Source organism: Ruegeria sp. SAZD011, from assembly GCF_059612545.1.
In genome coordinates this window covers 127,374-140,651 of sequence record NZ_JBXWQU010000029.1, presented here as the reverse complement: position 1 = coordinate 140,651, position 13,278 = coordinate 127,374, and the positions used below count along the sequence as shown (strand labels likewise).

General features: G+C 62.8%; 11 protein-coding genes and 1 pseudogene. 7 read left to right on the top strand and 5 right to left on the bottom strand.

Annotated features, from left to right (window positions below; translation table 11 throughout):
• The first annotated feature begins 223 nt into the window (after positions 1–223).
• From AC2FLM_RS15730 to AC2FLM_RS15705, 6 genes are all read left to right on the top strand, one after another.
• Positions 224–760 carry a DUF2478 domain-containing protein gene (locus AC2FLM_RS15730; RefSeq protein WP_496859077.1) on the top strand — a complete coding sequence of 179 codons (537 nt, stop codon included), beginning with the start codon at positions 224–226 and terminating at the stop codon, positions 758–760.
• A gap of 170 nt (positions 761–930) precedes the next feature.
• Complete coding sequence (locus AC2FLM_RS15725) at positions 931–1,134, top strand: hypothetical protein (RefSeq protein ID WP_496859076.1); 204 nt, start codon at positions 931–933, stop codon at positions 1,132–1,134.
• Complete coding sequence (ubiT, locus tag AC2FLM_RS15720; RefSeq protein ID WP_234142413.1) at positions 1,131–1,640, top strand: ubiquinone anaerobic biosynthesis accessory factor UbiT; 510 nt, start codon at positions 1,131–1,133, stop codon at positions 1,638–1,640. Before AC2FLM_RS15725 ends, ubiT begins: the two co-directional genes overlap by 4 nt.
• A 17-nt stretch (positions 1,641–1,657) precedes the next feature.
• Complete coding sequence (gene ubiU / locus AC2FLM_RS15715) at positions 1,658–2,656, top strand: ubiquinone anaerobic biosynthesis protein UbiU (RefSeq protein WP_496859075.1); 999 nt, start codon at positions 1,658–1,660, stop codon at positions 2,654–2,656.
• Positions 2,657–2,661: 5 nt separating this feature from the next.
• Complete coding sequence (ubiV, locus tag AC2FLM_RS15710) at positions 2,662–3,573, top strand: ubiquinone anaerobic biosynthesis protein UbiV (protein ID WP_496859074.1); 912 nt, start codon at positions 2,662–2,664, stop codon at positions 3,571–3,573.
• Between the two features lie 6 nt (positions 3,574–3,579).
• Positions 3,580–4,074, top strand: coding sequence for an NnrS family protein (locus AC2FLM_RS15705; RefSeq protein ID WP_496859073.1), 495 nt, complete (start codon positions 3,580–3,582; stop codon positions 4,072–4,074).
• Here AC2FLM_RS15705 and AC2FLM_RS15700 read toward each other — a convergent pair.
• Positions 4,000–5,177 (bottom strand): annotated as a pseudogene (locus tag AC2FLM_RS15700) (TRAP transporter large permease); the annotation flags it as partial. The gene AC2FLM_RS15705 and the pseudogene AC2FLM_RS15700 sit on opposite strands and share 75 nt — an antisense overlap.
• On the bottom strand, positions 5,177–6,319 hold the full coding sequence (locus tag AC2FLM_RS15695; RefSeq protein WP_496859072.1) for an NAD(P)/FAD-dependent oxidoreductase: 1,143 nt from the start codon (positions 6,317–6,319) through the stop codon (positions 5,177–5,179). The pseudogene AC2FLM_RS15700 and the gene AC2FLM_RS15695, both read right to left, overlap by 1 nt.
• A gap of 96 nt (positions 6,320–6,415) precedes the next feature.
• On the opposite strand from AC2FLM_RS15695, the gene AC2FLM_RS15690 reads away from it, so the two are divergent.
• Positions 6,416–7,018, top strand: a complete 603-nt coding sequence (locus tag AC2FLM_RS15690) for a helix-turn-helix domain-containing protein (protein ID WP_234219897.1) — start codon at positions 6,416–6,418, stop codon at positions 7,016–7,018.
• Positions 7,019–7,163: 145 nt separating this feature from the next.
• Here the strand turns inward: AC2FLM_RS15690 and AC2FLM_RS15685 are convergent, their stop codons facing one another.
• Genes AC2FLM_RS15685 through AC2FLM_RS15675 form a run of 3 tightly spaced genes read right to left on the bottom strand, consistent with a single transcriptional unit; the run spans position 7,164 to position 13,046 of the window.
• On the bottom strand, positions 7,164–9,122 hold the full coding sequence (locus AC2FLM_RS15685; RefSeq protein WP_496859071.1) for a preprotein translocase subunit SecA: 1,959 nt from the start codon (positions 9,120–9,122) through the stop codon (positions 7,164–7,166).
• A complete protein-coding gene (locus AC2FLM_RS15680; protein WP_496859070.1) occupies positions 9,115–11,277 on the bottom strand; it encodes an efflux RND transporter periplasmic adaptor subunit in 2,163 nt (720 codons plus the stop codon). Before AC2FLM_RS15680 ends, AC2FLM_RS15685 begins: the two co-directional genes overlap by 8 nt.
• A complete protein-coding gene (locus tag AC2FLM_RS15675; protein WP_234142399.1) occupies positions 11,259–13,046 on the bottom strand; it encodes a GAF domain-containing protein in 1,788 nt (595 codons plus the stop codon). The genes AC2FLM_RS15680 and AC2FLM_RS15675 overlap by 19 nt, the downstream gene beginning before the upstream one ends.
• Between the last annotated feature and the right edge of the window lie 232 nt (positions 13,047–13,278).

Here is a 13,278-nt window from a genome sequence, read left to right as displayed (position 1 = left end):
GCGTATTAGCCTCGGGTATTCGGCAAATCAAATACCAATTCGTTCCTGAAAAAGCGAGTCGTCATCGAAAGGACCGGCCATGAGAGTCGATGCCGCCCCCGATAAGCGGGAGGAAGCCAGCGCCCCCATCGACCGAAATCCGACAAGGTATCGCCACGGGCATCGGGCGGGTCTCGGATCTCGCGTGTCCTTGGCGGGGCTGGTCAAGCAAAGGTAGACGATCATGAAGACACTGGCGGGTGTTTCGGCAGAGGGACGCGGAGCGACCGACCGTTTGCTGGCTGCCGTAGTCGCCCAGCTTCAGGTCGAAGGGATCAGGGTCGCCGGAGCCTTGCGCGCCCCGCTCACGGAAGGCGCGACAAGCCATTGCAACAGCGATCTGCACCTGCTGCCCGATGGACCGATGGTTCGCATCACGCAGGAACTCGGCGCCGGGTCGACGGCGTGCCGAATGGACGCCGGGGCGCTGGAACTGGCAGTGGGACTGGCAACCGCCCGGCTGGCGTCGGAAGGGGCCGAACTGGTTGTCCTGAACAAGTTCGGCCTCAGCGAGGCAGAGGGTCGCGGGTTCCGGGCCCTGATCGCCGAGGCGCTGTCTCAGGGCGTACCGGTGCTGATTGGTGTCTCTGACGCCCACCGAGCAGCCTTTGCAGAGTTCGCACAAGACCTGTCGACAACCCTGCGGCCGGACGAAGACACAATTCTGGCCTGGTGCCGCGCCGTGATTTCACGCGCCGCCTCTCCAGTCCGGGAGGCGTGAATGCGCATTGCTGCTAAAGTGGCCTCGACCGTTCTGCTGCCGGATGACATCCGGATAAGTCCGGCTTGGAAACGTCTGCGCCTCACCCACGTTACCGGCCTCCTGACCGATGCCAACAAGCCAATGACCTTGGCAGGCGCAATGGCTTCCCGACGTCTCGGGGCTTGGACATGAGCGACACGAAGGCAAATGCCTCGCCCCCCTGCATGGCGGCCGAGATCGACCCCGCCTATGTCCACCCGATCGGGGTCAGCACGGCGCCAGCGCACGAGACCGCAAACCCGCGCCCGATGCATCCCAAGCCCGATGAGATGCCGAAAGACCTGGCCGTGACGGAAACCGGCAGGCCGCAAAAAGGGAGAGCCGAGACATGACCGCCAACACAGGCACCGCCCCGCATCAACGCCTGCCCGGACAGGGCGCGGTGGCGCGGCTTTCGGCAATGCTGGTTCAACCGATCCTGTCGCGGGTTGTGCGGCGCGTCGCCGAACGTCATCCGACGCTCTTTGACAGGCTCGGACCGCATCAGACGACCGACTTTCTGATCGACCCCATTGAACTGCCCTTTGCACTGCATCTGCGCCCCGACCCGCAGGCACTGGTCTTGCGGGCAGTCCCTCGCGATCTCGCACCAGCAGCAGGCGCGACGATCCGCGGACGGTTCATGCTGTTGCTGGAGCTGATTGATTCCGAGGAAGACGGCGATGCCGCCTTCTTTTCGCGCGATCTCGAGGTAACGGGCGACACCGAAGCGGTGGTGCGGCTGCGAAACGCGCTCGACGATGTCGACGGATCAATTGCCGAGGAAACCGCCGACATGTTCGGCGCTCCGGGTCGCGCTATCCTGACCCGGCTGCGCCGTTCCTACGTCTCGACCTGAAAGGAGACCGGCCGACCATGAGCCTTGCCGAACTGATCTGTCCTGCCGGCACGCCCGCCGCCTTGCGCACCGCTGTCGACGCCGGCGCCGATGCCGTCTATTGCGGATTTCAAAACGCCACCAATGCGCGCAATTTTCCCGGTCTCAACTTCACCCATGATGAATTGTCCGAGGCCGTGCGCTATGCCCATGCCAAGGGAACGAAGGTGCTTTTGGCACTCAACACCTATCCGCCGGCGGGCAAGGTCGACCTATGGCGTCAGGCCGCCGATACCGGTGCGCGGGTTGGTGTTGATGCTTTCATCGTGGCCGATATGGGAGTGGCCGATTACATCGCGCGCACCCATCCCGACATCCGTCTGCACCTGTCGGTTCAGGCGGCGGCCTCCAGCCCCGAAGCGATCCGCTATTATTGCCAGAGTTTCGGCGTCAAGCGCGTGGTGTTGCCGCGTATCCTGACGATCCCCGAGATCCGTCAGATCCGCAAGGAAATCCCCTGCGAGATAGAGACCTTCATCTTTGGCAATCATGGGCTGATGGTCGAGGGACGTTGCAGCCTGACAAACTATCTGACCGGGCAATCGACGAACATGGACGGGGTGTGCTCGCCCGCCTCGGATGTAGAGTATCTGCGGCATGACGACGGCTCGATGTCCTCGCAACTGGCAGGATTCACCATCGACTGCTTCGGCCCGGATGAGAAAGCGGGCTATCCTACCATCTGCAAGGGCCGCTATGCGGCGCCCCACCGACCCGAGGGCTATTACGCCTTCGAGGAACCGATCAGCCTCAACCTGTCACGGCTCTTGCCCGAACTGATCGAGGCAGGCGTCCATGCGTTCAAGATCGAGGGCCGGCAGCGGTCAAAGAGCTATGTGCGCAACGTGGTGCGCGCGTTCCGCACGGCCGTCGACGACATCCGCGCCGGGCGCCAGGCGGACATCGCCGATCTGGTCGCACTGACCGAGGGGCAAAAGCAGACCCAGGGCGCCTTCGAGACAAAGAAATGGCGGTGAGAGAGATGACCAAACTGACGCTCGGCCCGATTGCCTATCATTGGTCCGCCGAATGGCGGCGCGATTTCTATGCCCGCGTCGCCGACGAGGCCCCGGTCGACGAAGTCTATCTCGGCGAGGTCATATGTTCCAAGCGCGCGCCTTTCCACGAGACCGACCTGCCGGCAACAATCGAGCGGCTGGAACGTGCCGGCAAGACCGTGATCCTGTCCTCGCTGGCCGAGGTGATGCTGAAGCGCGAGCGCAAAGCGACCGAGGAGCTGGCGGCAATCGAAGCCCCCGAGATCGAGATGAACAACGCCGCTGGCCTCTTTGCGCGCGGCAAACGTCCCCATCGCATCGGCCCCTTTTTGAACGCCTATAACGAAACCACGATCGCCTGGATGGCCGGTCAAGGGGCGACGCATGTCTGTTTGCCAGCCGAGATGCCGGCCGCGGCCATCGCCATTGCGACACAGGCGGCACGCGACGCCGGGCTGGGGGTCGAGGTACAGGTGTTCGGTCGCGCCTCGCTGGCGGTCTCCGCGCGCTGCTACCACGCCCGCGCCCATGGTCGGACCAAGGACAACTGCCAGTTCATCTGCGAGGAGGATCAGGACGGCATGCCGCTGCGCACGCGCGACGGTCGGCCGATCCTGCGCGTCAACGGCATCCAGACCCAATCCGAGAGCTATGTCACCCTGCTGCCCGAAGTGCCGCAGCTGGTGGCAGACGGTGTCACCCATCTGCGCCTGATGCCGCAGGCGGTGGACATGGTCGCCGTGGCGCGGCTCTTTCGCGACGCGACCGACGATAGGCTGTCCGTGCAGGAGGCCGATGCACGCCTAGCGGCGCTGGTCGGAGACGCGGGGCTCAGCAATGGGTTCTATCATGGGGTCGCGGGCTATCGTCGGATCGCCATGGCGGCCCCTGCCTGAGCCGAAATGTACCGCCCGGCGGCCACTCCGCACCGCATTCTGTTTCTGGCTGGCGGATTTTGGGCAATCGTCGCGGTCGGGCCGATCAGTTGGGATACGGGCATTGACCTGACACGTTCGCCCCTGGGCGATCTGGTGGCCTGGCACGCGCATGAAATGGTGTTCGGTTTCGCCTCAGCCATGTTCGCAGCTTACGCGCTGACCGCGATGACCAGTTGGTCGGCAAACGCGCGCCTTTCACCGACTGGCGTGACGATTCTTGTCGCGCTTTGGGGGCTATCGCGGCTGGCCGCCGCAGGTACGCTTGGGCAGGACCCCCGCCTGACGGTACCTGCGGCAGTGGCGTTCATGGCCTTTGTGGCGCTTCTCCGGAACAAAGACCAGCACCCCAAGCACAAGGATCTCAACGATGACAAACGGGATGACCGCGCGGGCGAGCTGCCAATAATTCAGTCCTGTGACAGTCGAGACGATCAGCAGACACCCGCCCATCGACGGTGAGACGAGGCCGATGGTCAGGTTGAAACAGATCACAATGCCCAGGTGAACGGGGTCGGCTCCGTTCGCCAGCGCAACAGGCGCGATAAGCGGCACCAGCAACGCCAACGCCATCGGGATATCAAGAAACATGCCTGCAAGGATGAAAAGCACGTTCATCGCAAGCATGAAGCCCACAGGTCCCAACCCCAACTCGGTGATCGACGCCGAGATCGCCTGCGGCACTTTTTCAAGGGAAGCCAGATGGCCAAAGGCCGCCACGGCGCTGAGAACGATGAAGATCGAACCGGTCAGCATGGCGGTGCGGCGCAGGCTTTCAAGGATGTCATCCACCTTCAGGCCCTCATAGAAGAGGGCGGTCAAGGCGGCGACTACGACGGCGACAGCGGCCGCTTCGGTCGGGGTCATCCAGCCCAACACGATGCCGCCCACGATGATGACAGGCAACAGGAGGGCAGGCAGCGCGCGCGCGATAGCGGGCACGACGGGCGGAGCCTCGCCCTTTTGGATACGCGGGTGGTCATCGCGAATGGCGTAAAAGGCGTTCATCGCAAAAAGAGCGACCGCCAACAGAAGCCCCGGCAAAATCCCCGCAACAAACAACGCCGCGACAGAGGTTTGCATGATCGCACCGTAAAAGATCAGGATGATCGAGGGGGCACAATCGGTCCGATAATCGAGGAAACCGCGGTGATCGTCCCGGCATAGAGACGGGTATAGCCACGCTGCTCCATTGCCGGGACCAAAGTGTTTGACAGCGAGGCCGCATCCGCCACGGCGGAGCCACTGATACCCGCGAAGAACACCGAGGTCATGATGTTTACATGGCCCAACCCGCCGCAAATGCGCCCGACGATGGCCATCGATACGTCGATCAGCGCCTTGGTCACGCCGCCACGGTTCATCAACTCACCCGCGAGTATGAACAACGGCATCGACAACAGAGCGAAAACGCTGATTTGCGAAAAGACCTTCTGAGGCAGGATCGCAAGATAACGGGCGTTGTCTGTCAGTATGAAAGACACAACCGCTGCGCCACCGACGACATAGGCAAGCCCAAGACCCGAGGCCAAAAGCACCGCCAAAAAGAAAGGGACAAGCCACATCATGCGCCGATCCCCTTGCGATTAGGCCGGATCGTTGCCGGGTCCATCCTTTCGGCCAGAACCTGCGCCGGAATTGGCTGGCCTAAAACTTCGGCCGCAGCAAATTGCGCAAGCCCCGGCGCCGACTGGATGCCATATCCGCCTTGCCCCGCCAGCCAATAGAATCCATCTGCCCGTTCGGAAAAGCCCGCCACGGGGCATTTGTCGGCCACGAAACTCCGAAGACCCGCCCAAGGGCTCTCAATCCGTCTGACAGATACGTTGAACGCGCGCTCGATCCGGTCGACGCAGATCGCGATGTCCATCTCATCGGGCTGCACGTCGCAGGGCGGTTCGGGGTCTTCGTTGGCAGGAGAGATCAGCAGCTTGCCCGCATCAGGCTTGAGATAAAACTGCTCGTCAACGTCCACGACGAGCGGCATGCCCCTTACGTCAAATCCTTCTGGCGCGTCGATTATCAGCGCCGTGCGTCGTTTGGGTACAAGCCCGATCCGCTCGGCCCCGGCCATCTGACCGATCTCATCGGCCCATGCGCCCGCTGCGTTGACGGCAATACCTGCCGAGAGATCGTGCTGGCCTGCTTTGATCCGCCAGATCGCGCCTTCGCGGGCCATTTCGGTGACGGCTGCATTTGTCAGCAACGTGCCTCCACGTGCCTTGAACTGTCGCAAATATCCCTGATGCAGCGCCGCCACATCAATCTCGGAAGTGCCGCTATCCCACATGGCGCCATGGGCGTAGTCATTGCGCAAGAGGGGCAATTTCTGAGCAAGTTCAGCGCCATCCAACCGACGCACGGTCGAGGCATCGGCCAAATCGGCTTGCATTGCATCAAGAGCGGCGGCCTGATCTGCACGGGCCACAAACGCAGCATCAATCGGCGTCAGAAGCGGGTGATCGCAGAACCCTTCGGGCGGGTGTTTGAAAAACTCCAGCGAAGCGCGGGTCAAGGCGCGGATCGGCTGAGGGCCATAGATCGGTGAATAGACTGCCGCGGAACGCCCCGTGGTGTGATATCCGGGTTGGCTTTCCTGCTCGATCAGAACGACACGCGCAGCTGCCGAAAGCTCGGCCGCGACAGAGGCGCCTGCGATACCGGCGCCAATGACGGCGATTTCGAATGTGTGCTTGCTGACTGACAAATCCTGACCCTGGCTTGGAATCGTTTTCTTTTGCTTGGAAAGAAGGCTACAATATTTTCCAATCGGAAAACAGAGAAATTTTCCAATAGGAAAAACATGCAGAAACTACTCAAAAGCCTTGAACCGAACGCAACGGCCACCGAGACCGATCTTGGAGCGCGCGTGCGGGAGATCCGAAAGGCGCGGAAATGGACCTTGAAGGAGGTGGCCGAGCGGACCGGCCTTGCCATTTCAACGATTTCCAAGATGGAGCGAGGCGAAATTTCCCTGACCTATGATAGGTTCATGCGTCTTGCCCAAGGGCTTGGTCTCGATGTGGGTGAGCTGTTTGACTCGCAAGCAGAGGGTTTTGCGCATGGGACGGTCTCGGTCACGCGCGCAGGTGAAGCGCCTTTGCACCGCTCGGCGACATATGACTACGACATGCTCGCCTCGGACGTGACGGGCAAGCATATGGTACCAATGGTTGGCCACATCAAAGCCCATAGTTTTGAGGCGTTCGAAGATTTTATTTCCCATCCGGGCGAAGAGTTCATCTACGTCATTGACGGTGCAGTTACGGTCCATCTCAAAGGGCGTGCGCCTGTCGTGCTGGAAAAAGGCGATAGCATCTATTTCGACAGCGGCCTCGGCCATGCCTATGTTTCGACGGGCGAAGCGGACGCGACGGTCTTGGGTGTCTGCTGGAAACCGGGATAGTCTTTCTCTTTCGCCGCTATCCCCTTGGGGACAGCCCAAGGCGCAGTTCCGATACCATGGTATGCGCAGCCTTGAAGCGGTTGAATTGGTTCAGCGACCGCCATCTGTTAGGGTCAGGACCCAATCGAGTTCCTTTTGAGCGCAACTACTCTGGCGTCCCGGTAAACGAGAGATTCTCGGCCATTTGTTCGTCCAGTTCCAATAGTCGGCGCCGGGCGGCAACATGGGTGCGTTCCGCCCGGCGCTGTGCGTCGGACAGCGCCGACAAAACGGCACGCCCTCCGAAACGCGCAATCAAACGGCCATAGCGGCTACCAAACTCGGGCAGCAGCGAGTCCTCGGCGCACAGGATCGCCTCCACGCTACCGGGGTCGCCCTGCCGACCCGCGCGGCCCGCAAGCTGACGGTCGATCCGGCGGGAACTGTGCTTCTCGGTCATGATGACATGGAGCCCGCCTGCCTTGCGGGCCTCGGGATCGAGGATAATGTCGGTACCGCGCCCGGCCATGTTGGTCGCTACTGTCACTGCGCCGGCCCGGCCCGCCTCGGCGACGACGGCTGCCTCGTCTGCATCCTGCGCAGCGCTGAGGACCCGGTGTTCCACTCCAAGCGAGTGCAACGCAGCACTGGCGGCCTCTGATGCGGCCACGGTTCGGGTGCCTATCAGGACGGGCCGGCCACGGGCCGACAACGCCTTGGCGCGCTTTGCGACACGCGCCCATTTGGTTGCGGCGCGCGCCGACACCTGGGTTTTCCAGGTCCGGCGGCGCGAGCGCCGGTGGGTCGGGATCCGCACAACGGGTAAGTCATAGACCGACCAGAATTCGTCGGCCGCTTCTGTCGCCGTGCCAGTCATTCCGCCAAGGTGGATGTAGCGCCGGAAGAAACGCTGGAAGGTGATCTGGGCAAGCGTAACGCGGCGGGTGGTGATTTCCACGCCCTCCTTAGCCTCGACCGCCTGATGCAGACCCGCCGACCACGAACGGTCGGGCATGATGCGCCCCGTAAATTCGTCAACTATCTCGACCTTTCCATCGCGCAGGATGTAGTGCTCGTCACGCCGATGCAGGTGAATGGCGCTGATCGCCGTGCGCACCGCGTCCTCGCGGATTGGTGCCGGTCGCCATTCATCGGGCATCAGTTCGGCCAGAGTTGCAAGACGGTCGCATCCCGCACGGTTCAGTTCGACCGCATGACGCAGCCGGTCAATGCGATAGTCACGTCCCTCCTTCATCTCGTTGGCAATGGCGTGGGCGGCGCAGGCGGCCTCGGCTTCGATCTCGGCATCCGCCGGGGGGACCGAGAGGATCAAGGGTGTGCGCGCCTCGTCGATCATCACACTATCGATCTCATCCACTATGGCGAACTGCAAACCGGGCAACAGCAGGCCCGTCCCGTCGAAATACGCGCGGGTACGCAGACCGATGTCCCCTGACCGCCCACCCATTGCGACGCGGTCGCGCAGAAAGGTGAAGGCTACTTCCTTACCAGAGGCATAGACGATGTCGGCGGCAAAGGCCGCGCGGCGCTGCTCCAGCGTACAGCCCGGCTCAACGGCGGCACAGGTTAGGCCCAGGCGGGCATAAAGACCCCGCATCGTTTCGGCATCGCGACCCGCGAGGTAATCGTTTGCGGTGATGACATGCACGCGCCGACCGGCCAGCGCGGCGGTTCCGGCAGCAAGAGTGATAGCGAGCGTCTTGCCCTCACCCGTTTGCATCTCTGCCACGGCGCCGTTCAGCACCGCGCGAGCGCCTAGTATCTGGGTAGCGTAGTGACGCTGATCAAGTTCGCGCCCCGCGCATTCGCGGATCAGCGCGAAACTGCGGACCAACAGCGCCTCGCCCGGGTGAGCGCGAGCGGCGCGCAGGCGGTGGGCGGTGGCGCGCAACTCGGCGAGCAACCGGTCGTCTGACATTCCGGCAAACGTTTTCCCACAACGCAAGACGCGCCAAGCGAAGAACCTTTTTGGTCGGGCGCGTCTGCGCAAACGCGGAAGAGAAGTGTATTTCTCAATCCAGCGGTCGAGCTTGGACTTCGCCGGTTCGGCAGGTGCGCGGGGATAAAAAGCGCCTGGGGCCTGACCGGGGAAGGTATCAGACATTGAGGTCCCGCAAGAAAATCTGCCGTACTTCGCGCAAAAGCTGCGTCCCCAGTGGTGTGGAGCCGTGGTCGAAGCGCACGGACACCCGTTCGCCGAGCGCGGCCAGTGGGCGCTGGTCTGTTGGCTCGACGTCCATGACAAAAACCGTTCGAACAGGCGTCAAAGGCTTGTCGGCGGTTGGATCGACCGGGATCGGGCCGCCTGCCTCCGTTGCCAAAGCGGCACTTGGCAAGACCGGGACAGCGGCGGGCGTGCCGCGGGTCAGAACCCCGGGCACCGCTTCCAGCGGCGCGCTGGCCAGTCGCATCTGCACCGCCGCAATGTTGCGGCGAACCAGATCGATCTTGGCCTCGGGAATGACCACCCGGACGATACCCGGCTCGGACCCGATGACCCAGGCCAGTTCTTCGCCCTTCCGGACATAGCGACCGACAAGGTCATCTCCCGCTGGCAACAGCAATCGACCAGCCACTGGCGCGGTCACGATCTGCTCACCCCGCCGCTCGACCGCCAAAGCGCGCTCTTCCTCAGCCAGTGCCAGTTCCTGCGCAATCATGTCAGCACGCACCCGGTCGTTGATCAGCGCATTGAAACGGCGCAAGCGCAATTCCTCGATCCGGGCCTCGATCTGCCGCACGCGCGCGTCCAGCAGCGGGTCGCTGACGCGCAATATCGGATCCCCCGTCGCCAGTGTATCGCCCGGACGCGCCAGCAGTTCTTCGACAAAACCTTCTGCTCCGCTCAGCGCCCGCGCATTCTCTGGCGCACGGATCACGCCACTGACAATAGTGGCGGAGGGCACGGGCTGAACGAACAGCGCCCAGACCACCGCAAGTGCCAGCGCCGCCGTGACTGTAAGCGCGCGGAAGCGGTGGCCCTCCAGCCGCGGATTACCCAGAACAAAGCGAATGCCGCGCACCGCCGGAACGATCAGCAACAGGACACCTGCCCAGAACGCCAGAAGCAGGCCGATCTCGAAAAACATGCCTGCCACCAGCAGCATGATCGTCAGCATGATCATGTAGCGATAGACCAGCGAAAGCAGGCCGTAGACGGTGAACCAAGTCGCCTCTCCGCGCGCCATCGCGGGCGAGACGGCGTTCTTCATGCCGAAGAGATAACGCTGCGCCAGGTATTGCAGGTGCTGTGTGGAGCGGGTGCCGAGGTTGGGGATCTCGATCAGGTCGGCGAGAACGTAATAGCCGTCGAACCGCAGCAACGGGTTGCCGTTGAAGAACACTGTCGAGAGCCCCGCCAGGAGCATCACGTTCATTACGGCAGCCCTGAGCAGGCCCGGTTCCATCTGCACCCAAAGCAGGGCGGCGGCACCGGCAAGGAATAACTCCACCAGGATCCCCGCAGACGCGACCCCCGCGCGCTGCCATTTCGAGCGGAAGGCTGAAGAAGCTGATGCGTCCACATAGGGAACAGGCATGAAGACCAGGAACATGATCCCGATTTCGTGCACTTCACCGCCCCAGTGGCGGACGGCATAGGCGTGACCCAACTCATGCACCGCCTTGACCAGTGGATAGACCGTCAGGATCAGCAGCAGGTTGCCTGCCGTCAACGCGCGGTCAGCGATATTGGACTGAAGTGCGTCAAGGTTCTGCAACGCGGCGAACAAGCCGCCACAGACCACGGCCAGCCACACCAGTACGCCGAACCAGGAAAAAAATGGCCGTACCAGCCAGCCAGTCGCGCGAACGAAATTGTCGGGGTCCAGCAACGGAACCCGGATGGCGAGCGGATTGCGAAGGCTGGCGAGACGTTTCTTGCGACTGTCGGAGCGGCCACGCTGAACCACCTGCTCCATGTCGGGAGGTATTGCCGCGTGCAACACGTCGGACCGGTGCAATCGGATCAGCAGCTGGATGACCTCGTCCTGGGTAGGCAAGTCATCGCCGAGTGCCTCGGCGGCCGCGCGCCAGATCTCGTCCATTGTGCGCCTGCCGTTCATCAAGCCCACCAGGCGCCATGCGGCTTCGGATAAGCGCAGATAGGCGCCGCTGGCGTGATCCTCGACGACGTACCAAACCTCGCCCCGGAACACGGCGCGATGTACCTCGGCATGCGTACGAAGGCGCGGCGTCAGCTCGGCGACGCGATACCAGGTCTGGCTGTGCAAGGTTCCGCTCATGGCAACCAGCGCCAAACCGCCATCCGCGCCCAGTTCCGCAGACCGTGTGTCCAGATCATCAAAAGCGGGCGTTCGTCCACCGTGATCTTGGCTATCCCTTCCATGCCGGGGCGCAAGAGATCGGTCTGTTCGGACAATTGGGCATCGACGCGGAACACGTTGCGGCCGTCTTCAACTCCCGCGACAGATGTAACGCGGCCGGTCTCCATGCCAAAGGTCTGTCCGGGTAGCGCGGTCAGAATGACCTCGCCGGCCAGCCCCTCTCCCACCAGCGCAAGGTCGCGTTCGTCGACCGACAACACGATGCGGTAAGCGTCCAGCGGGGCTATCTCGTATAGCACCTGTCCTCGCGAGACTGGCGCACCAACGGACTGGTCCAGATCGCCTGAGAGAACCACCCCGTCAAACGGCGCACGAAGCTGAGTCCGGGCCAGACGCTCCTCAAGCAGCGCGATCTCGGCCTCGGCTTGGCCGATTTGGGTCGCAGCGATACCGATGGCGGCACGGTCGCGCTCGGCCAACGCGGTCTCGTATTCGCGCTGACGCTGGGCGCGGACGGTAGTCCAGCGCGCAATCTCCAACTGCAGGTCGCGATGGTCGAGCGTGGCAAGGATATCGCCCTCGGCCACAATGTCGCCTGGGATCGCAGCAGCAGAGGAGACGTAGCCATCTAGCGGCGATGCAACGACGCGGCGGATCTCGCCCTCGACCCGCGCATCGGCGGTGATGTGGAATGGCGCAGCGGTTGTCCAGGCGAACCAGAGTGCAACGCACACCAGCAGCAGCGTCGCTTTCAACCCGGCCTTGCGGGGGCCAAGAACAGCGGCGCCAAAGCGACCTGCCTCTGCCGCTACCTTGACCGGCAGGGAGCGGTCGTTCAATCGCTTTTCTTCCAAGACAGGCCCCAGAATACCGGCAACGGCCTCGACAAGGTCGACCTCTTCGTCGCGAAACGGGTTGTTTCCGCCGCGCTCCAGAACCATCGCCCCAGTCACCCGGCCATCGCGGCGCAGCAGAACAGTCAGTACGGCACGCGGCACGCCAGAGTGGATCAGTTCCTGATGCGCGGCCGTCAAGGTCAGCGTGTTCTCGCCATCCTGCGGCATCCGGATCGGTCCGCCTTGGTCAATAGCCTCGTCCATCGCGTCGGCGATCCGCTGTACAAGCTCCGAGGACCGCTGGAAATTGCCGCTGTGGGACAGCGAGACCACTTTGGACCTGCGGCGATGACGGCGGCCAAGCGCCACACGATCACAGGCGAGACGGTCGCAGAAATCGGTGACAGCGGTGGCGGCGGCCACCGGCCAACGTGGCTCGTCCAGGGCACCGGCCAACAGTTCGACCGCAGCACGCGCCCTGGCCTGACTGAGTGCACCTTCGTTTAGGTCGCAGACCATGAGCCTGAGCTGGACGGCCGGCAGCGCCCATTTCACTTCGTCTACCACCCTGCGAAGGTCAAGGTCGGCGCGGACCACAAGCTGGACTGCGATCACGCCATAAAGCGCACCGTCACGCAGCACCGGAACGCCAACGGCACAGCAGGTCACCCCGCGTTCCTGAAAACCGCTTTTCACGATTGGTTTGCGCTGTGCGATAGTCAGATCCACAGCGGAAGCCAGCCCTTCGCCCGGTTCCGCGTCCTCCGGTGCGCGGGCTGCCAAGCGGAATGGCCCGGTGTCTCGCGGGCCAAGCGCTATAACCACGAGGTCGGCGCTCAGGCGTTTGCACAGCTGATCCGACCAGGCGGCCAGGAACGCCTGTTCATCGTCCCGCGCCGGGGACATCTGCGCAGACTCATCCGCACGTTCCGTCGACCCAGCCGTTGTTTCCAAGTTAGATCGCGAGTCCAAAGCTGTCTCCTGCCGGAACGATCCCGCTGTTGTTGCACAAAGTCAATGTTTTCCAGATATTTATTACCCTTTCCGGCCCCGCTACGCCGCAACCGCGCACTGCCCCTGAGAACGCGTGTCGGGCACGGAATCGAGATCGCACACTTGGGGCCATGGGGACGGAAAG